At 62.2% G+C, this 21,129-nt stretch carries 14 protein-coding genes; 4 read left to right on the top strand and 10 right to left on the bottom strand.

What is annotated here, in order from left to right:
* Nucleotides 1-35: 35 nt before the first annotated feature.
* Nucleotides 36-1,301: a threonine ammonia-lyase gene (ilvA, locus tag DF200_RS06670; RefSeq protein ID WP_109137506.1), complete on the bottom strand. Its 1,266-nt coding sequence runs from the start codon at nucleotides 1,299-1,301 to the stop codon at nucleotides 36-38.
* A gap of 481 nt (nucleotides 1,302-1,782) precedes the next feature.
* The gene (locus DF200_RS06665) at nucleotides 1,783-2,238 is read right to left on the bottom strand and encodes a nucleoside deaminase (protein WP_241520170.1); all 456 of its coding nucleotides are present in this window, start codon (nucleotides 2,236-2,238) and stop codon (nucleotides 1,783-1,785) included.
* Between the two features lie 182 nt (nucleotides 2,239-2,420).
* On the opposite strand from DF200_RS06665, the gene upp reads away from it, so the two are divergent.
* Both upp and rlmH read left to right on the top strand, forming a co-directional pair.
* Nucleotides 2,421-3,059 carry a uracil phosphoribosyltransferase gene (gene upp / locus DF200_RS06660; RefSeq protein ID WP_109137505.1) on the top strand — a complete coding sequence of 213 codons (639 nt, stop codon included), beginning with the start codon at nucleotides 2,421-2,423 and terminating at the stop codon, nucleotides 3,057-3,059.
* A gap of 471 nt (nucleotides 3,060-3,530) precedes the next feature.
* Entirely contained in the window at nucleotides 3,531-4,010 is a 480-nt protein-coding gene (rlmH, locus tag DF200_RS06655; protein WP_109137504.1) for a 23S rRNA (pseudouridine(1915)-N(3))-methyltransferase RlmH, read from the top strand.
* 176 nt (nucleotides 4,011-4,186) lie between these two features.
* Here the strand turns inward: rlmH and DF200_RS06650 are convergent, their stop codons facing one another.
* Both DF200_RS06650 and DF200_RS06645 read right to left on the bottom strand, forming a co-directional pair.
* Nucleotides 4,187-5,230 carry a glycerophosphodiester phosphodiesterase family protein gene (locus tag DF200_RS06650; RefSeq protein ID WP_109137503.1) on the bottom strand — a complete coding sequence of 348 codons (1,044 nt, stop codon included), beginning with the start codon at nucleotides 5,228-5,230 and terminating at the stop codon, nucleotides 4,187-4,189.
* Nucleotides 5,231-5,544: 314 nt separating this feature from the next.
* Nucleotides 5,545-9,507, bottom strand: coding sequence for a DUF5695 domain-containing protein (locus DF200_RS06645; protein WP_109137502.1), 3,963 nt, complete (start codon nucleotides 9,505-9,507; stop codon nucleotides 5,545-5,547).
* Nucleotides 9,508-9,997: 490 nt separating this feature from the next.
* On the opposite strand from DF200_RS06645, the gene DF200_RS06640 reads away from it, so the two are divergent.
* Nucleotides 9,998-11,059 carry a LacI family DNA-binding transcriptional regulator gene (locus DF200_RS06640; RefSeq protein WP_109137501.1) on the top strand — a complete coding sequence of 354 codons (1,062 nt, stop codon included), beginning with the start codon at nucleotides 9,998-10,000 and terminating at the stop codon, nucleotides 11,057-11,059.
* Between the two features lie 535 nt (nucleotides 11,060-11,594).
* Here the strand turns inward: DF200_RS06640 and DF200_RS06635 are convergent.
* Entirely contained in the window at nucleotides 11,595-13,553 is a 1,959-nt protein-coding gene (locus DF200_RS06635) for a glycoside hydrolase family 127 protein (RefSeq protein WP_109137500.1), read from the bottom strand.
* A gap of 234 nt (nucleotides 13,554-13,787) precedes the next feature.
* Nucleotides 13,788-15,200 carry an MFS transporter gene (locus DF200_RS06630; protein WP_109137499.1) on the bottom strand — a complete coding sequence of 471 codons (1,413 nt, stop codon included), beginning with the start codon at nucleotides 15,198-15,200 and terminating at the stop codon, nucleotides 13,788-13,790.
* A 321-nt stretch (nucleotides 15,201-15,521) separates the two neighbouring features.
* Between DF200_RS06630 and DF200_RS06625 the strand changes: the two genes are divergently transcribed.
* A complete protein-coding gene (locus tag DF200_RS06625; protein WP_109137498.1) occupies nucleotides 15,522-16,466 on the top strand; it encodes a helix-turn-helix transcriptional regulator in 945 nt (314 codons plus the stop codon).
* Between the two features lie 181 nt (nucleotides 16,467-16,647).
* On the opposite strand, the gene DF200_RS06620 is transcribed toward DF200_RS06625, so the two are convergent.
* The 4 genes from DF200_RS06620 to dnaK all read right to left on the bottom strand — a co-directional run bounded on the left by DF200_RS06620 (nucleotide 16,648) and on the right by dnaK (nucleotide 21,112).
* Nucleotides 16,648-17,148, bottom strand: a complete 501-nt coding sequence (locus DF200_RS06620) for a heat shock protein transcriptional repressor HspR (protein ID WP_109137497.1) — start codon at nucleotides 17,146-17,148, stop codon at nucleotides 16,648-16,650.
* A 16-nt stretch (nucleotides 17,149-17,164) separates the two neighbouring features.
* Nucleotides 17,165-18,199 carry a DnaJ C-terminal domain-containing protein gene (locus DF200_RS06615; protein WP_109137516.1) on the bottom strand — a complete coding sequence of 345 codons (1,035 nt, stop codon included), beginning with the start codon at nucleotides 18,197-18,199 and terminating at the stop codon, nucleotides 17,165-17,167.
* Between the two features lie 364 nt (nucleotides 18,200-18,563).
* Nucleotides 18,564-19,220: a nucleotide exchange factor GrpE gene (gene grpE / locus DF200_RS06610; RefSeq protein WP_109137496.1), complete on the bottom strand. Its 657-nt coding sequence runs from the start codon at nucleotides 19,218-19,220 to the stop codon at nucleotides 18,564-18,566.
* A 2-nt stretch (nucleotides 19,221-19,222) separates the two neighbouring features.
* Nucleotides 19,223-21,112, bottom strand: a complete 1,890-nt coding sequence (gene dnaK, locus DF200_RS06605) for a molecular chaperone DnaK (RefSeq protein WP_109137495.1) — start codon at nucleotides 21,110-21,112, stop codon at nucleotides 19,223-19,225.
* Nucleotides 21,113-21,129: the final 17 nt, after the last annotated feature.

Raw genomic sequence — 21,129 nt, 5'->3', positions numbered from 1 at the left:
AACCGGGGATACCGGTTGGGGCACGCAACGGTACGTCAGTACACGCGACGGGGCTGGAATCCGGCCTCGCGCAGGGCGGCGAGGATCTCGTCGATGTGATCGGGGCCGTTCGTCTCCACGGTGACGCCGAGCGCGACGGCGTTCGTATAGTGGTTCGATGCCTTGAACTGGTCGTGGTCCAATGCGATGACGTTAGCGCGATGCGCGGCCAGCAACGTGGCCACCTTGACCAGCTGGCCCGGCGTATCAGGCAGATCGACCTCGAAGTTCATGATGCGGCCGCGGGCGATCATGCCTTTCTGGATCACGGCGCCCATGGTCACGGTGTCGATGTTGCCGCCGGAGACGATCGGCACGACCACATGCGGTCCGGGAGCGGCGGCGAATTTGCGCGAACGCAGGTTGAGGTGTTCGAGCGCGGCGAGTGAGACGGCGCCGGCACCCTCCACCACGAGCTTGTGCTTCTCGAGCATGAGCAGGATCATCTCGTTGATGTCGCGTTCGGTCACGGTGACCAAGTCGTCGAGGAACTCGTTGAGCAGCGCGAACGTCAGATCGCCCGGATGCTTCACGGCCACGCCTTCGGCGGAGGTCATCACCTGATCGGCCTCGACCACACGGCCGGCGCGGAACGAGTTGAGGAACGCGGGGCTGCCCTCGGGGATGGCGCCGATCACACGCACTTCGGGACGGAACGTCTTGATGGCGAGCGCCACGCCGGCGCCGAGACCGCCGCCGCCAAGCGGTACGACCACGTCGGTCACATCGGGGACGTCGTCGAGGATCTCCAGGCCGATGGTGCCCTGGCCGCACAGCACCTCATAGTCGTCGAACGGCGGCACGTAGATCATGCCCTCGGTTTCGCTCAGTTCGCGGGCTTTGGCAGCGGCCTCGTCGAACACGTCGCCGTACAGCACCACGTCGGCACCATACGCCTTGGTGGCGTCCACCTTGAGCGGCGGGGTGATCTGCGGCATGCAGATGGTGGCCTTGGCGCCACGTTCGCGGGCGGCATAGGCCACGCCCTGCGCATGGTTGCCGGCGGATGCGGTGACGATGCCGCGGGCCAGCTCCTCTTCGGAAAGCGAGGCGATCTTGTTGTATGCGCCGCGGATCTTGAACGATCCGGTGACCTGCAGGTTCTCCGGCTTGAGCAGGACCTTGTGGCCGGTCATTGCCGACAGCGCGGGGGATTCGATGATGCGTGTGTGCCGCGCGGTGCCCTTGAGCCGCTTCGCTGCGAGCTTGAGCTCCTCGGCATGGTCGCGCTGCAGATTCCTGAGAACGTCTTTCTGATCCATGGGGCTTATCTTAGGGTGCCGCACCAACAATATAGGCGGTTTCACACGGCTTCGTCCCGTAATTCGGGCAGGCCCCCGCACCTCGGGTCCGACGCCGAGCACCGCGGAAAAAGCATGCCGCCCCTCGACGAACTCGTGCAGCGGACGTCGAAAGGCGGCAAGTGTGCAAACGGCCTGGCAGGCCCTACTCCTCCATACGAGAGGAATCTTCGGATTCGTCGGCCCATGCGAAGAAACCATCCGACAGCAGTCGGAGGATATCGATGCGGCTCATCGTCAACTCATCCATCGCGATCATCTCCCCTCACGTGTGACGGACGGCGGCATCAGCATCCCCTCGCCGTCCGTTGCAATCACAACATACGCGTCGATTCCACGAATCGCGTTGCCTCATGATTTCGGAATCGTTACCGGTGTAACGGGCAGATGACCGGCCGTACGGCGGCGGGACGCATCACCTCCGCTCATCTTTGCCACCCCATCAGCGCCGGCTGGCGAAGAAGTCCGTCAGCAGCGCACGGCATTCGGACTCGCGCACATCGCCCACCACCTCGGGCATCGCCCCCACATGCGGGTCGCGCAGCACATCCCACACCGAGCCGCACGCCCCCAGCTTCGCATCCCACGCACCGAGCACCACACGCCCCACATGCGCCGTCAACACCGCGCCCGCACACATCGGACACGGCTCCAACGTCACAACCAGCGTGCAATCGCTCAGATTCCAGCCTCCGCGCAGCGCTGCCGCCTCACGCATCGCCAACACCTCCGCATGGGCCAGCGGATCGCCGCCTTCCTCACGACGGTTCCGACCCCGACCCACAACCCGGCCGGCCGCATCCACCACCACGGCCCCCACCGGCACGTCGCCATGCCCAGCGGCCTCCGCCGCCAACGCCAACGCCTCGTCCATCATCCGTCGATATTCGCCATACATGCGCCCAACTCTACCCAACACGGCGGTTCTGACGGTTCCGGCCAACACAAGGAACGCGTTCCCCATCCCGCATCCGCCCCATCATCACGAATATCAGCAGACAAACGCCACAAAAGTCGCATTCCGACCACGGTAGGCCGCGTGTACGCACCACATCACCCATTAAGCTGGGCACTATGACTATGGAACTTCACGTCGTCTCCCATCCGCTGGTGGACCATAAACTCACCGTGCTGCGAGACAAGAACACCCCGTCCGCCACCTTCCGCGAGCTCGTCACCGAAATCGTCATGCTTGAGGCATACGAGGCCACACGCGACATCCTCGTCGAAGACAAGCCCATCGAAACACCCGTCGCCCCCATGGTCGGCAAACAGCTCGCCGCCCCGCGACCCATCATCGTCCCCATCCTGCGCGCCGGACTCGGTATGCTCGACGGCATGGCCAAGATGATCCCCACCGCCGAAGTCGGCTTCCTCGGCATGAAACGAGACGAGGAAACCCTCAACATCATCACCTACGCCAACCGTCTCCCCGACAATCTCTCCGGCCGCCACGTCTTCCTCGTCGACCCCATGCTCGCCACCGGCGGCACCATGATCGACGCCATCCACTACCTCGCCGAACGCGGCGCCCGCGAAATCACCTGCATCGACATCCTCGCCGCCCCCGAAGGACTCAAACGCCTCGAACAGGAAGTCGACCCCTCCATCAACTTCAAAGTCGTCGTCGCCGCAGTCGACGACCACCTCAACGAGAAAGCGTATATTGTGCCGGGGTTGGGCGACGCCGGCGATCGCCTCTACGGTGTTGTCGACTGACGGAGCGTTTTCCACGTTGCAGAGGGCTCGACGTACCCTCGTACGCCTTCGCCCTCTGCGCCTCGAAACCGCACACGTCAGCCGACACCACAACCATTAGGCAAAACCCGACGCACCCTCGTACGCCTTCGTGTCCCACGCCTTGAAGACACACACATTAATCAACTCCACACAAATCAAAAACCCCACACAAGGCTCGACGTACCTTTGTACGCCTACGCCCTCTGCGCCTCGAAACCACACCGCTACGTGCTGGACTTCACGTTACGTGTTGGACCCCAAAAAACACAATCGTTGAAATTGCAACGATTGTGTTCCCAACACACAACCCAAAATCCAACACACACGGCAAAGCCCAACACACAACGCCACACAACGCACTTCGGCCTCACACCGCACGCGTCCATACCCCACGCAGCACCTACATCTCACACCACGCCCTACACCTCACCATCCGCTACACTTGCATCCATGCGAATCGACATCATCGGCGTGGGAAAAATCAAGGAACGCTATCTACGTGACGGCATCGCCGAATACGCCAAACGCCTCGGCCGCTACTGCAAACTCAACGTCATCGAAGTGACCGATGAGAAGACCCCGGAACACGCCAGCGACGGCGTCGAACGCCTCATCAAATCCAAAGAAGGCGAACGCATCGCCAAACACCTGCGCGACGACGCCTATGTCATCGCCCTCGCCATCGACGGACGGCAGCTGTCGTCCGAACAGTTCGCCGCCACCATCAACGACCTCGGCCTGCATGGCACCAGTCATATCCAATTCGTCATCGGCGGTTCCATCGGCCTCGACGACGCGATTCTACGACGCGCGAACTACCGGCTCAGTTTTTCGAAGATGACGTTCCCCCATCAGCTCATGCGCATGGTGCTGCTCGAACAGATCTATCGCGCATACAAAATCAACGCCGGCGAACCATATCACAAATAAACGGAGCAAAACCGTCAACCGACGCCAATAAACCGGCCAGTCGGACGACGGACGACGGACGACGGCCTTGTTTCGGCGGACGTATCACGCGATCCATCCACCGATCGTCCCTCGAAACCGCGTGGCGGCGCATCACCCACCATACGCCGCCACGCGACCGACAACCGACGTCCCGCCTAGATCCCCGGCACGAACGATTCGAAGATCATATAGTCGAAGTATTCTCCGGACCGTTGGAATTCCAACGAACTCCGCACCGTCCACGACACGGTTTTAGCGCCGAGCTTACGGGCGAAACGAACCTGCGGAAGGTCGCCGCCACGCCAGTCGTACGCCACGAAATCCGGCCGGCCGAGCCAGTTGAACGCCAGCAGTCCGCACATCCATTCCCGCCAGTCGCTTTTGCCGAAAGCCACGTTTTCGGCCAACTGCCCGCGGTTCACCGACGGACGATGCTTGCGATACCAGTTCACCGCGCCCGGATGGAACGATTCGACCACGTATGCGCCCGCATAGGCCTGCAGCAGGGCGTCGCCCTTCTCCATGAGCTCCTCGGCGGCGTCGTCCCAGCCGTAGTGGTCGAACTTGTATTCCACGATCAGCGGCACGCGGCCACCGACGACGTCCAACACGTCGGAGAACAGCGGCACATGCTGATAGTAGCCCTCCGGCCTCTCGTCCCATTTGCCGTCGCCTCGCGTCACGGCCACGGCGTCGCCCGACTTCGCCGGCGCGGGGAACAGCGGGATGTTCTTCAGTTCCTCATACGTCAGATCCTTGATTTTCCGGGGGTCGCCGGCCACACGTTTGAGATCGGAGTCGTGCACGACCACAACCTGACCGTCGCGAGTGAGTTGCAGATCGAGTTCGATGCCGTATCCGGCCACGCATGCCGCCGCGAACGACGCCAGAGAATTCTCGGGTGCCACGGGACCCGCGAACGATTCGTCGGCGTACCCGGCCTTGATGGCGCAGCGTCGTGCGAGGTCGACGTAGGCGCAACGCTCGTTCACCGTGCCGACCGACAGTCCGGAGCCGGCGTCGTGCAGACCACGGTGCGCGTATTTCACGCGTGGGATGGCCGGCACCTTGTTGCGCCGGGATTCGATGATCGACCGCGGGGCCAGCGCCCACGCGCCGATGCCCGCGGCCACGCCGCCGGTGATCGCCGCGCTTCTCATCAGAGCGCCGAGTCCGCCGCTTACGCCGCTGCGATTCATACCGCTGCCGTTCCTACGCCTGGCCATACATGCCTCCTCATTGTCAGGCACCCGCACGTCACCGTGCTCATCGTGTGCATACCGATATCGACGGTATCACCTCATCACCGTCCGTACGACGCCACCACACTGCGATTCACCGTTTTTTACCGATTCGCAACCACATGTCCGCCGGTCTCATAACATCGGCAAACGCCTTATCTTCCCCGTGGCGCGACACGACCCGGCCACGCAACACCGCATACCATGATGATATGCGGCTGCGTGGGCCGGGTCGTGTTGAATACTCAATGCGTCAATCAGCTAACCGCCGATTATGCCCGATGCCGACGAATGGCCAGAATCAGGCCCGCGGCGGCGGACAGTATCGCTACCACGGCGATTCCGATGACGGCGGAGCCTGTCTTGGACAGTGACGACGGTGCAGCCTGCGCACCGGCCTCATCACTGGAAGAGGGTCCGTTGGAACCATTGCTGCCGTTCGAGCCCTGGTTCACATTGGAGCCCTGGTTGCCGTTACCGGAGCCGGTGTTCCCACTGGAACCGTTGGAACCATTGCCACCGTTGGAACCATTGTTACCATTGTTACCGTTCGAACCGTTGGAACCCTGATTTCCATTGGAACCATTGGAACCATTGCCACCGTTGGAACCGTTGTTGCCATTGTTACCGTTCGAACCGTTGTTACCGTTCGAACCGTTGGAACCATTGTTTCCATTGGAACCATTGCCGTTCGAGCCGTTGCCGTTGGAACCCTGATTCCCATTACCGGAGCCATTGTTCCCGGCATTGCCGGGCTTGGCGATGCTGAACAGATGTTCGGCGTCGTCTCCGGCGAGCGCCACGGAGACGCTGGCGGCACCGTTCTTGACCGTCACGTCGGCGATCTTCTTGCCGTCGAGCTTGGCCTCATACGTACCGTCGGCCATATTACGCACGGCGACGACGGCGTTGGCCTTGGTATCCGCGGCCAGCTTCATATCAACGCTGGTGCGGTCGTCGGCCACGGTGGCCTTGGTGTACTGCGCACCGGTCACGTCGAAACCGAACTTGCCGAGGTTGTAGAACGTGGCCCTCTGCTGCACGCCGTCCTTCGGGGTGATGGTGGTGGCGCCACCGTCCTGCGAGAGATCGGCACCGTAGGCGTATGTGCCGATGATCTTGTCGTTGACGACGTTCACGGAGGCGGTGCGCAGGGCGCCCCAGAAGCCGAGGTCAGCCTCGCCGCTCCACATCCACCAGTGGTTCCGCACCGGAATCATGCTGTACGCCCCGGCAGCGGTGGTGTTGCCGCCTTCGGACTGGTACTGCCATGCGGCGGCACCTGTGTTGCGCTGGTCGTCGCTGATCTGACCCATGTTGATGTTGGACCAGCCGGCCATATACGCGCCGTAGGTGGAACGCATGAGCTCATCGGCATCGAATCCGGCCGCGGAGACATCGGCGTTCTGCAGGTAGTCCTGCTGCTGCCAGGCACCCAGCTGGGTTTCGTAGCCGAGGTTCCACCAGGATTCGCCCATGTGGCGGTTGTCGCCGCCGTTGTAGTACCACAGCGGCTGCGTACCACGTGCGGAAAGGGAGGCGAGCGTGGTCTTCTTCTGCAGGGCGGTGTCGCCGAACATCTTGGCCATCGTGTACGTGGATTCGAACGCGGTGGTGTCGATGCTCATCTCGGATGCGAACGGGTAGTCCTTGCTCTGGAAGTACTTGAGCTTGTCCTGTGCGTGCTTGGTAAGCGTGTTGGCCTCGTCGGTCTTGCCATTGGACTTCAGGGCGGCGATGATCTCGGGGATTGTTCCTTCGCCCATCGCGCCCATCTCACGCGCGGAGTTGTCAAGGTAGGCGGCCTTGTAGTCGAGGTCGTGGTTGTAGAACGCGTTGGCGGTGTTGTATGCCATGTCGAGGTACTCCTCGGCCTTGAACTTCATGGTCTTGTTGGCAATGTCCGGGTAGGTCTTCGCGATGCGGTACATGGCGTAGTACGTGTTCCACACGTGGGGTGCGTTCATCACACGCCAGGTCACGCCGCCTTCGCCCACGTTGCCGCTGTTCCACGCACCAGAGGGGCGTTTACCGTCGGTGCCGTCGTACCAGTGGTAAAGGTTCCACGTGCGAGTGTTGCAGTCGTCGCCCGTGCAGGCGATGCCGGCGTCCTTTTTGCGCTCGTTCTGCAGGTAGCCGAGCAGGAAGTGCTCGATGTAGTAGTCGAGCGCCTGAATCTGCGTCTTGTCGGGCGAGTCGGCGTTCTTCTCGGAGAGGAACTCCGCCGGGGACAGGCCGAGGTCGTCGGCGCCGCCGGCCATCCAGCGCTTGTTCCATTCACTCTGGCCCTGCATGGAGGTGCTGTAACGCGTCACGAGTTCGGCGGCGGCCATGTTCCACTGGAGGAACGCGCCGTTGTAGCCCCTGTTCGAATCCTTGGCCTGCTGGTTCTTGGCCAGGAAGTCCGAGTGGGTCTTGATGACCTCATTCAGCGGCTTGATGGAGTTGTATTGGATGACGGACTTGCGCGAGCCGTCCTTGCCGAAGTTCACGGTCACGTACTGTTCGCCGATGCTCGGGAACGTGATTTCGTAGATGTCATAACCGTTCTTCGTGCCGGTCTTCGTGATCTTGGCGTCCGCGCCCGCCTTGGTGTCCTTGCCGCCGCCGGCGACGACGGACTTCACGCCATCCTTGGCTCGCACGGCGAGTGTGGCCTTGGAATCCTGCGAGATGGTGTACCCGGGGTAGGAGACGGCGTCGACCACGCCGGATTCGTAGAGTACGTTGTGCAGGTCGTTATAGTCCTTGGCCCAGCGGAACGTGAAGCCGTAGCTGGCGGACTTCCCGGCGTCGAGCGTGAGCTTGGAGGCGTCGAGGTAGCCGTCGATCTTGCCTTTGCGGGCGTCCTGCATGTGGTTGGAATGGATGGCGAATTCGACGAGACCCTCCCAGCTCGGATCCACTTCGGCGAAGGGGCCTTCGCCGGGCTTGGCCTTGTCCTTGAATTCGAGCGAGGTGCCTTCGTTGGGAACCATGACCAGGTACGGGCCGGTACCGGAGGGACGCTGCCAATAGATGTAGGAGCCGTCCTTGGCTACGAAGGCGTGGCGGGAGACGTTCTGCTGGTAGATGTTGTCCTGGCTGGAGGAATCCCACCACGAGTTGAACAGCATCGGCAGGCTCAGATCGTCCATGGTGAGCTGCTTGCCGGAGGTGTTGTCCACCTTGATGTTCCAGTTCAGCGCGTCGCCGTTGTTGCCGCCGAGCGCGTACGTCTCAGTAAGGTTGAAATCCTTGATGGCGCCGGTGCGGCCTTCGGTCTTCGTGGAATCATAGGAAACGGTCACGCTGTTGCCGTCGGCGCTCTTGGCGACGTTGCGGCCCTGGTCGGAGAGACCGGTGTTCTGCGCCTTGCCGTTGGTCCAGGTGTCGATGTCGCCGGTCCAGCGGGAGTCATCCACATTGAACTTCGCCCCGGCTGCCTTGGTCTGCGGGTTCATCACGTAGTTCGTGCATTCCGGACCGTCGGAGGCGTTGCCAAGATTGTAGATGGCGCCGGTTTCGCGGCTGATGCCGACGTTGAAGCTGTTCGACTTCAGCACGGACACGCCGGACTTGGTGTCGGACGGCACATTGCCGTCGGCGGTCACGGAGAACTCGCTCACAGCTACGGCTGCATATGTCTTGCCGTCGGTCGCCGCATCGAACACGGCACGAAGGTACTGCGCCTTGACCGGGGCTTTGAACTCGACGTTGTTCGTCTTGGTCTTTTCGCGAGTGTATGCGGAACCGTTCTTGAGTTCGACATCGCCCCACGTCTTGCCGTCAGTGGAGCTTTGCAGCTTCCATGATTGCGGCACGGCCACGCCGTCGCCCGCCGTGTCGGATTCGTTGTCATGCCAGAAGGAGATGCCGACGCCGGTCAGTGTGACCTCTCCGGCCCACTGATATTGCAGCCATTGCTGGGCGGGACGATTCGCCGAGGCATATGTGCCCCAGACTTCGTTGTTGTTCCCCTTGACGAACACGGACTTGCCGTCACGCACCGCGTCGAGGTTGTTCCAGCTTGAGGTGGCCGATGCCGTCAGTCGCGCCTTCTGCGCGGGTGTCTGTGTCGCCGCGGATTCATCGGCGTCGACCGGCGGGGTGCACGCCTGTGACGACGTGGCCGCGGCAGCCGTGACCGCGGAAGAGTCGTCGTCCCCCGCCGCCCATGCGGCCCCGGACGGCAATATCATCGCCGCGGACAACAGCACCGCGGTCGCCGTCGCCAACGAACGGCTCTTCCCCACGGTGATTCTATGTTGTGGTCGCTTCACTGCGATTCTCCTTTAATCGATGTTTTCTCCATGACGAGCCAAAACCCGCGGACATCGGACTTGCGAGTCCGATATCCGCCGGTCTGTGCCCCAACAAGGAACTTCCGCGAACCGGACCCACCGACTTCCTTCGTCGAATCCGATTCACTAGCGAAAAAATATACACTATGCGAATACCTTTTCGCAAATCAAAAACACTGAAATTGATGTCTTATTCAAAAAAGATTGATATCATTGTTTTCGCATTTTCGCATCGGTTTATTTTTGGAATCGTCTTACGGTCCTCAAAGCCCGCCCGACTCCGGAACCATCCCGCACGACAGCCCCGAAGCGCATACTCCCCGTGCCTTCGCCAGTGCCGTCGACGGGTGGTGAAAACCGCGAAAAACAATGCGTCGTAATGAATGCCGTCAGCAGCGGTCCTTTACAATGACGTTGATACCTGAGATAAGAAAGTATGGGAATGACAGCAGTAGAATCACCCAATCAAGTACAGCGTAAGACCACCCTCGCCGAAGTGGCGGCCATGGCCGAGGTTTCGCTGGCTACGGCATCCAAGGCCTTGAACAATCAGCCCCGCGTGAGCGATGCCACCAGAAGGAGGGTGATCGCCGCGGCGGAGAAGCTGTCATACGTGCCGAATTCCCAGGCGCAGTCGTTGATCTCCGGACGGACCAATTCGATCGGCGTGATCACGTCGGATCTGACCGGCCGGTTCTGCACGCCCATCCTGCTCGGCGCGGAGGACGAGCTCGGCGTGACGTCCAACACCGTGCTGCTGTGCAATGCGCGGGGGGATGCGCTGCTGGAGCACAAGCATCTGGAGTTTCTGCTGTCGCGCAACGTCGACGGTCTGCTGATCGTGGGTGACGAAACCGATACGAGGCCGCATCTGACCGTGCCGAATCACGTTCCGGTGGTGTATGTGTATGCGCCGTCTGATGACGAAAGCGACTGTTCGATCGTGTGCGACAACGTGGAGGCCGGCGCGATGGCGGTCGAGCATCTGCTGTCGTGCGGCAAACGCAAGATCGCGATCATCGGCGGCAGCAATACCAAACCGAACGCCCATAATCTGCTGCTGGGCTCGCCGAGTGCGGCCAAGGCCCGTTTGGACGGCGCGTTGAAGGCCCTGCATGAGGCCGGATTGGAGCCGGCCGGACCGGTGCGTTTCTCGGAGTGGACGGAGTCGTGGGGGCGCGCTGCCACAAGACTACTGCTTGATCAGGGCGTTGATTTTGATGCGGTGATCTGCCAGTCCGATGGCATCGCCCGCGGCTGCATGGATGTGCTGAGGGAGCGCAGCCTCGCCATTCCGTCGCAGGTGGCGGTGATCGGCCACGATAATCGTCAGCTGTTGGCGCCGGATGCCGATCCGCCGTTGACCAGCATCGATAATTGTTCCGAGGAGATGGGGCATGTGGCGGCCCGTGCGCTGCTCGACGCCATCAACGGGCGCCCCCACCACGGTGTGGAATATATTTCGTGCCGTCTGGTGCAGCGCGAATCCACGCTGCCGATGTAGGACGGCTTTAGGGGGAGGTGGACCTCTTGGCGGAACCTCCCTCTGACGGGGCAGCCGGCATAGCCCTCTTACTGTTACTGTCTTACCGCCATTCTGAACGAGGATATCGAGTCGAAGGATCTTGACGGTTCACCAGACTCTACCGTCAAAGCTGTTGAGGTGTCGACTACCCCTCAGTCACGCTACGCGTGACAGCTCCCCTGACAAGGGGAGCCTTCGACTACGTCGAAGCACCGCCTCACACCCCGTCAAACGCCCACGTTCCAACCCGCAATCAGATTGAGCGCACAATGGCCCGGCAGGCATGATATCCGACCGTAAGCTCGGCCGAACGCCCACGCTCCAACCCGCATACTGACCTGAGAAACCAAGGAGGGGATATGCATTGCTCGACCGTAGGCTCGGCCGAACGGCCACGCTCCAACCCGCAATCAGATTGAGATGCAAAGGCCGGGATATATGATGTCCGACCGTAAGCTCGGCCGAACGGCCTTGAGTGTGTCGGACATCACATATCCCGGCCGACCATCCGAAATCAGACGGTCCTCTGCCATACGCGCATCTGGCCTTCGCCCCTGTTGGCCCACGCGTAGTACGGGATGAACGTCACCGAGGCGGATTCGGTCTGTTCGGAGCCTGCCGGCAGGTAGAGGTCGTCGGATTCGTCCAGGATCTCCTTGGTGCCTTGTTCGGTGATGGTGCCGACGCCGCCGAGGAGTTCGGGCTTGAATTCGTATGCGCCGGAACCGGGCTTGATGGCGTAGAGCCACAGGTCGCCGGCGTTGTCGGCGGATTCGGCGGTGTAGACGAGCGGGCCGCGGGTGACGGCCACGCGTCCGGCGTCCTCGGCCACGCGGTTGTTGGCGCGCAGCTCCTTGACGGTCATGTCGAGGTCGAGGGAGATTTCGGTCTTGGCGTCGGCGATGGTGAGGTATACGAAACCGTCTTCGGGTTCCACGTTGGTCTCCTCACCGTTGACGGCGAGGGTGAATGCGCCCTTCGACCATGCGGGGATGCGGATGCCGAAGCGGAATTCAGCGCCTTCGGGGTTGTCGATGGTGAATTCGACGTGGCCTTCCCACGGGAAGTTGCTGCGCTGTTCGATGACGGCGCCGTTGTGGAAGGTGGCCTTGTTGGCGATGAACTGGTCGGCGAGGATGGTGCCGTCGTCTTCCACCGCGTAGATGTAGCGGTCCACGGACGCGATGAGGCGCGAGAGGTTGGCGGGGCAGCAGGCGCAGGCGAACCAGCCGGCGCGTTCGGCGAGCACGTGGCGGAAGTCGGGGTTGCCTTTGAGGGCGCGCGGGTCCACTTCGAGCGGGTTGACGTAGTAGAAGTGGCGGCCGTCGAGTGCCATGCCGGCGATGGTGCCGTTGAACAGCTCCTTTTCGAGCACGTCGCCGTATTCGCCCTTGGGTTCGAGTTCGAGCATGCGGCGGGCGAAGAAGCTCATGCCCACGGAGGCGCAGGTTTCGCCGTATTCGGCGTCGTTGGGCAGGTCGTAGTCGTAGGTGAAGGATTCGCCTTCCTTGGTGGTGCCGATCTGACCGGTGATGAACATGCGCTTGTGCACGACGCTTTCCCAGAAGGTGTGGCAGGCCTTGAGCAGGCTGTCGTCGCCGGTGAGGCGGGCGATGTGGGCCATGCCGGTGCACAGGTACATCACGCGGACGGCGTGGCCTTCGGCGTCCTGCTGCTTGGTGACGGGTTCGGCGGCCTGGTAGTAGGTGCGGGGCAGGTACTTGATCTGCTCGAAGAAGTCACGGTCCCAGCCGTCGGCCTTGTTCTGCTTGTCGTAGAAGTCCGGGTCCTTGCCGCGCACGTGGAGGAACCAGCGGCCGAGTTCGGCGTACTTGGATTCGCCGGTGACTTCGGAGAGGCGGGCGAGCGCGAGTTCGATTTCGGGGTGGCCGTCGGCGCCGTGCACCTTGCCGGCTTCGTCGCCGAAGTGGGCGTCGATGCAGGCGGCGATCTTCTTGGCGATGTCGAGCGCTTTTTCGTTGCCGGTGGCTTCGTAGTAGGCCACGCCGGCTTCGATGTAGTGGCCCATGGTGTAGAGCTCGTGGGACTGCTGGATGCGCGCGAACTTGCGGTCGGGCCACTTGATCTGGAAGAACGTGTCGATGTAGCCGTCGGGCTGCTGGGCTGCGGCGATGAGGTCCACGACGCCGTCGGCGATGTCCTTGAGGTCGGCGTCGTCGTGGTCCTGCAGCGCGTATGCGGCGGATTCGAGCCACTTGTAGACGTCGGAATCCTGGAACGGCATGCCGTGGAACTTGCCTTCGGCCTGGTCGGCGGCGATCTTGAGGTTTTCGACGGCGTAGCTGAGCGTGTCGCCGGTGGTGGGGTTGCCGCCGGGGTCGAGCGGGAGGTCGACTTCGATCTGGTTGGTGATGACCTGCCACTGGTAGGGCAGGACCTTCTTGACGACGAGGTCGCGGTAGTTCTTCCAGAAGGCGGAGGTGACCTCGACCTTGGGTGCGCTGTAGGCCATGATGTTCCTTTCTACGGCGGAGGAGCCGTGACGGCGGTTTGGCGTCGCTGCCGTTGGAGCGTTGAAATGAGAGGGGAAGCAATATGGGAGGCGTCGGCTCCCCAGAGGAGCGGGAGCCGACGCCTATCAGAGGAAGGGAAGGGTACGTTGTGGAGGCCGCCGACGTCTCCTCTGGCAAGGGGACGTCGGCGTCCGGGATGGTGCCGATCCGTCAGGACCGTCGAGCGGCCGTCGTCACTTGGCGGAGGCTTCGGTCTCGGCCTTGGCGTGGCGTTCGGCGAGTTCGGCCTTGATCTGCGGCTCCATCTTCTCGTACTTGCGGTAGAAGCACATGATCACGCCGACGATGATGTAGACGATCACGGGCAGCCAGATGAAGCAGAAGCTGATGGCGTTCTGCGCGGCGGCGGACTGCACTTCGAGGTTGGCGTCGTATCCGGCGGCGCCCATGATCTCCAGCGGCAGGAAGGCGCCGAAGCCGGAGCCGACCTGGATGCAGAACGCGGAGCCGACGGCGGTGAGGAAGCCTGCGGCGTGGATGCCGGTCTTCCATTCGCCGTAGTCGACGGTGTCGGCGAGCATGCCGAACGGCATACCGATGGCGATGGCGGCACCGAGCACGCCGATGGTCCAGAAGATGACCAGCAGGGGCACGTTGTGGCCGGCGAGCGGCATGAGCGCCTGGCCGAGTCCGCCGATGATGAGGCCGATGATCATGGTCAGGGTCTTGTTCTTGGTCTTGTTGGCGATGAGCGGCATGGCGATGGTGCCGATCAGACCGAGCACCTGCACGCCGTTGAAGATGGAGGTGAGGTCGCGGTTGTTGAGCACGTACTGGGCGTAGTAGGTGGAGACGCCGTTACGCGTGGACTGGGCGACCCAGTAGATCACGAAGGCCACGACGAGGATGATCCACGGCCAGTTGCCCTTGGCGGCCTTGAGGGAGTCCTTGAGCGGGATCGGCTTGTTGAGTTCGGGACGGTAGTTGTATTCGGTGAGGTTCTTGAAGGAGAACAGCAGCAGGATGATGGCGATGATGCCCCAGATCGCGGTGACGATCATGAAGCCGGTCTTGTCGCCGCCGCCGAATTTCACGCCGAAGAAGCCGACCAGCGGGATGGTGAAGGACGAGGTGATGAAGGAGCCGATCTGGCCACCGGCCATACGGAACGAGTTGGCGTTGTTGCGCTCGACCGGGTCGTCGGTGAGGTTCGGCAGGATTGCGGTGATCGGCGTCTGGATGCCGGTGTAGACGGCGCCGGCGGCGAGGACGTAGGTAATCAGCGCGTACCAGAACTTCGGCGCGCCGTCAGGCAGGCTGGGCGCGGTGAACGCGATGAACACGGTGACGGCGAACGGGATGCACAGCCACAGGAACCAAGGGCGGCTCTGGCCCCACTTGGTGTTGGTGTGGTCGACGATCGAGCCCCACACGACGGCGGAGATGGCGTCGGCGAAGCGCGCGACCAACAGGATGGTGCCCGCACCCAGAGCGCCTGCGGCCGGGATGTGGAACACGTTGGTGTAGAAGTACATGATGTACGACGAAATCGTCACATACAGCAGGTTGCCTGCCATATCGGTGAAGGAGTAAGCGATTTTCTCCCTTACCGAAAGTTTCACAGAGGAGCTTACGTTGCTACTCATAGTCTCTCTCGCTTTCGTTGCGAACTTTTGTCGTAAGACATCATATGTTTTTTCGCATTTGCGAAAAGCCTTTTTCTTTTGTTATCATGACAATGACCTTTGAAAAATGACACTGCCGACCGACATGCTCCACCAGCCATGATAGACCACGCTTGCCCTCCCCCGGATGCGGCAAACCGCTTATCGGTTGCCCCACAACCGAGCAAACGCATGCGCAACGCCTCATCGATGGCGAAAATCGCATGGCGACCATGCGCCAGCGCCGTCGTCCGGCATCGTCCACGCCATCATCCGACATCGTCCATATAGGGAGACCGCCCCATGAACAACGAATTCATCTCGATTTCATGCATCCCCGCACCGACCTTCATCGAGGGGGACTATGTGGTGTTCCAGCCGGGCGACCGCCATCCCGACCGGACCACACTGCCGTATTTCATCCTCATCGTCGTCACCCACGGACGGCTGTTCATCGCCGAGGACGGCAACAACATGACCGTCGCGGCCGGCGAAAGCGTGATACTCCTGCCGAAGCATCACCATTATTCATGGAAGGCGATGTCGGAGACCACGGAATACTATTGGGCGCATTTCGCCGTCATCAGCGAATGGGACGTCGGCCCGCAGCCCACGCCGATGAGGTCGTCCATCGAAGTGCCGATCCTGCATTACCACACGGCCCAGCCGACGATGTACCTGCTGCGCCAGCGTCGCATCGAGGAGCCCCAGCCGCTGTATTCGCTGTTCAACCGTCTGTTCGCCGCCAGCACCAGTCCTATGCAGAACAATTTCTGGCCCACGCAGCAGTTGTTCCTCGACGTCCTGCAGACCGTGCAGATCGTGGGAGAAGAGGAATCCACCGCGTTCAGGCTCGCCGAAAAGGTCCGTCGATACCTCGACGACCATTTCAACGAGGACGTGACCTCGGCCACGTTGTCCGCGGCATTCCATCTGCATTCGAGCTACATCATCCGGTCGTTCAAATCGGCGATGGGCATGACCCCGAACGAATACCTCATCGCCTACCGCATGGAGCACGCCTACAAGGCGTTGTCGAATACCGACATCCCCGTGCAGAAGGTGGCGGTCATGGTCGGATATCCCAACGCCAGTTATTTCGCCACGCTGTTCAAACGCCACTACGGCATGTCGCCCAGCTCGGTGCGTTCGCTGAACCTCATCCACACCGGCGCCCAGCCTCATCCGCTGCGCAGGGAGCAGCGCGGCGCAGGAAACAATGGCCGCAAAGAAAACAACGACGACTAGGACGATAAAGGTATGGCCGTCATGACCGTCACGCGGGCCGGATTACGTGACGATATGTAGCATACGTGACAAGGCACACACGGCCCGCGTGACGGTCATCACACAACGTTGTGATTCCAACGGTTCTGCGCACACGTCACACGGTCCAGGTGAGCCGAGTGACGCATCAATATATGGTGAATCAACGTGCGGTGATCTGCAGAATCGTGCGGCGATAAGGCGACGGCTCGCGCACGCGACGAACACGCTGCACCTCGATGACCTCGCCGTCGGCGGCCGCCTCGAATACGACGTTGCCCTCCATACGACGACGAAGCTGGCGATTCTGCCGTTTGAGCTGACGATTCTCCTCCATCAACTGGAGGATCCTCGTGATGCCGGCAAGATTGATCGACTCCTCCTGGCTCATACGCTGGGCCTGGGAGAGACGATTGATGTCGCGCAGCGAATACCGGCGGGCACCGCCCGGCGTACGCTGCGGCACGATAAGACCCAGACGGTCATACTGCCGCAGTGTCTGCGGATGGATGTCGGCCAGTTCGCCCGCCTGCCCGACGCTGAAGATCGGCAGATCGACGTTCAGCCCCAGCTCCTCGGACGCGTCAAGCGAGACGCGCTCGGCCACCAGGGCCTGGGCGCACATCGTATACGCCTTGCGCAGCTTCGGCGCAATCCTTGCCATGACCGATCACCACGCCTCATTCACCGAGACGCTCGGCGGCTACGCGGTCGGCGAAGTCGCTGCTGGAGGAATCGAAGTCCTTCAGCGTCTTCTTCTGTCTGAAGCCCAACGTCTCCGGCACCTGGATCATTACGCGGCCGACCAGATCGCCGTTGCCGCGCGGGCTGGCCACGCCCTTGCCCTTGATGCGCACCTCGGTGCCGCTGGACGAGCCGGCGGGCACCTTGAACGTGACGACCTCGCCGTCGATGTCCTTGGCGGAGACCTTGCCGCCCAACGCCGCTTCGGCGACGGTGACGGGCAGGTCCATCACGACGTCACGGCCAGACATGCTGAACTTCGGATCGGACTTCACGTGCACGGCCAGATACAGGTCGCCGTGCGCGCCGCCATACTGGCCCGCATGGCCCTTGCCGGCCAGACGGATCTTCTGTCCGTCCTTCACGCCGGCGGGAATATGCGTCTTGAACTTGCCGCCATCCACGCTCAGCGAGACCGTTGCGCCCTTGACCGCCTGACGCAACGTCAGGTTAATCTTGGAGTTGCGGTCCTTGCCGCGCACCGGCTCCTGCGGTTCGCGGTAACCGCTGCGTCCACCGCCGAACCCGGCACCGGGAGCGCCCGCGCCCGCCGCACCGCCGAACGCTTGGAAGATGTCGTTGAGGTCGGGACCGCCCGCCCCGCCCGTGGAGAAGCGGATGCGCGAGGAGCCCTGGGGGCCGCCCGCGCCGGCGCCGAACATCGAACCGAAGATGTCGGAGAAACCGCTGGCGTCGAAGCCGCCCTGGCCGGAACCGCCGGCGAAGCGTGCTCCACCCATGCCGAACTGGCGGATGGCGTCGTACTTCTGACGCTGCTCCTTGTTGTTCAGCACGTCATAGGCCTCGGAGATGTCCTTGAACTTCTCCTCCGCCTCCTTGGTCTTGTTGAGATCGGGATGGTATTTGCGGGCCAGCTTGCGGTAGGCCTTGGTGATCTCCTCGTCGGAAGCGTCCTTGGAGACACCGAGGACCTTATAGAAATCCTTGTTCAGCCATTCATTCTCAGCCATCTCCATGTCTCCTTTCTAAAAGAAAATGATGTATTGATTATTGGAAATACGCTTTACATTTATCGTGTATGAGACCGCGCGGGACAGGGGCTGGCATGTCGTGACACGCTCCGGGCCGCTCAGGCCGAGTCTTTACGGTCTCGACATGCCAGCCCCTGCCCCACGCTCGTTGCGTTTGCCGCGCAACGCATGCCGCCCTCCCCTCTTAGGCACGGCCATGCTCGTTGCGTTTGCCACGCAACGTATGCCGCCCGCCCCTCTCGGGCATAACCGCATGTTCACGCGGATAGCACTCCTTGCACCGGCACATACTAGTGAGCGATGCCGGCACAAGGATTTCCATGACGCCTCTTTTGGGGAGGGGTCAGCTCTGCGGGGAGGCGACGACCACGCGGGCCGCGCGGATCACGCGGTCGCCGATGCGGTAGCCCGCCTCGACGACGGTGTCCACCGTCTCCTTTTCGGCTTCGGGATCCGGCTTGTGCAGAATCGCCTCATGCTTCGTCGGATCGAACTCCTCGCCCTTGACGCCGAACTTCTCCACGCCGAACTTCTCGAAGGCCTTGTCGATCTTCGAGGCCACGGCCTTGAAGGAGTCGTCCATCTCGCTGTGCTCGCGGATGCGGTCGATGTCGTCGAGCGCGGGCAGCAGCGCGGTGAGCACGTCGATGATGCCGTGCTGGCGGAAGGTGTCCTTCTCCTTGGCGCTGCGGTTGCGGAAGTTGATGAACTCCGCACGCTCACGCTGCAGGGCCTCCAGATAGTCGGCGGCCTCCTTCTTGGCTTTGCCAAGAGGGGTGAGCTCGTCGGCGTCGTCGGCCTTGGATTCATCGGCGCCGGCGTCCGCGGACTTGTCCGCGTCGGTCTGGGCCGAGGTGTCGCCGGCCTTCGGGGACTCGGATGCCGAGGCATCCTTCGCATCGTCGGAGGCGGGGGCAGAGCCGGCGGATGCCGGGTCGTTCTTCAGCGACTCGGCATCCTCCATGTCGTTCAGGTAATCGTCCTTGTTGAACTCAGACATGATTACTTGTTGTCCTTGTCGTCATCGTCGTCCACGACCTCGGCGTCCACCACGTCGTCGTCACCGCCGTTGGAGGCGGAGCCGGCGGCACCGGCAGCCGCACCGGCGCCTGCGGCACCCGCCGCGCCGGCCGCACCCTGCTGCGAGTACAGGGCCTCGCCGATCTTCTGCGCGGAGGTCATGAGCTCGGTCTGGGCGTTCTTGATCTTCTCGATGTCGTCGCCCTTCAGAGCCTCCTTCAGCGCGTTCACCTTGTCGGTGACCTCCTTGGCGACCTCGTCGGAGACCTTGTCCTTGTTGTCGTTCACAAGCTTCTCGGTCTGGTAGGCGAAGGATTCGGCCTGATTACGGGTCTCGGCGTCCTCCTTGCGCTTCTTGTCCTCGGCCTCGTGGGCCTCGGCCTCCTTGACCATGCGGTCGATCTCGTCCTTCGGCAGGCCGGAGCCGCCGGTGATGGTCATCGACTGCTCCTTGCCGGTGCCCTTATCCTTGGCGGACACATGCACGATGCCGTTGGCGTCGATGTCGAAGGTGACCTCGATCTGCGGGACGCCGCGCGGAGCCGGCGCGATGCCGGTCAACTCGAAGGTGCCCAGCGGCTTGTTGTCGCGGGCGAACTCACGCTCGCCCTGGTAGACCTGGATCAGCACGCTCGGCTGGTTGTCCTCGGCGGTGGAGAACACCTCGGAACGCTTGGTCGGGATGGCGGTATTGCGGTCGATGAGCTTGGTCATGATGCCGCCCTTGGTCTCGATGCCCAGCGAAAGCGGGGTCACGTCGATGAGCAGCACGTCCTTGCGGTCGCCCTTGATGACGCCGGACTGCACGGCCGCGCCGACGGCCACGACCTCATCCGGGTTCACGGACTGGTTGGCTTCCTTGCCGCCGGTGAGCTCCTTGACGAGCTCCTTGACGGCGGGCATACGGGTGGAACCACCGACGAGCACCACGTGGTCGATCTGGCTCACGGAGATGCCGGCGTCGGAGAGCACGTTGTTGAACGGCGTGCGGCAGCGGCCCAGCAGGTCGGAGGTCATCTCCTCGAAGTGTGCACGGGTCAGGGTCTCGTCCAGATGCACCGGGGTGCCGTCAGGCGTCATGGCCAGATACTGCATCGAGATGCTGGTGGAGGTCGAGGAGCTCAGTTCCTTCTTGGCCTGCTCGGCGGCTTCCTTCAGGCGCTGCAGGGCGATCTTGTCCTTGCTCAGGTCGACGCCGTACTTGTTCTTGACCTCGCCGACCAGCCAGTCGATGATCTTCTGATCCCAGTCGTCGCCGCCGAGGCGGTTGTCGCCGTTCGTGGCCTGCACCTGAATGGTGGAGAAGCCGTCGTCGTCCTTGCCGATCTCCAGCAGGGACACATCGAAGGTGCCACCACCGAGGTCGAAGACCAGGATGCGCTCGTCCTCCTTGCCCTTCTCCAGACCGTAGGCCAGGGCGGCGGCCGTCGGCTCGTTGATGATGCGCAACACGTTCAGGCCCGCGATCTTGCCGGCGTCCTTGGTCGCCTGACGCTGGGCGTCGTTGAAGTACGCCGGGCAGGTGATTACGGCGTCGGTCACGGGCTCGCCGAGGTAGGCTTCGGCGTCCCTCTTGAGCTTCATCAGAATCTGGGCGGAAATCTCCTGAGGCGTCCACTTCTTGCCGTCGATCTCCACGTTCCAATCGGTGCCCATGTGGCGCTTCACGGAGCTGATCGTGCGGTCGACGTTCGTCACGGCCTGACGCTTGGCGACCTCGCCCACGAGAATCTCGCCGGACTTGCTGAACGCCACCACGGACGGCGTGGTGCGGGCGCCCTCGGCGTTCACGATAACGGTGGGCTGGCCACCTTCAAGCGTTGCGATGCAGGAATTCGTGGTTCCCAGATCGATACCAACTGCGCGTCCCATAATGTTCCTCCTATTGT

Source organism: Bifidobacterium catulorum (assembly GCF_003129925.1).
GTDB classification, from domain to species: domain Bacteria; phylum Actinomycetota; class Actinomycetes; order Actinomycetales; family Bifidobacteriaceae; genus Galliscardovia; species Galliscardovia catulorum.
Note: the sequence above shows the minus strand (reverse complement) of the source record. Positions and strands in the feature narration are given on the sequence as shown.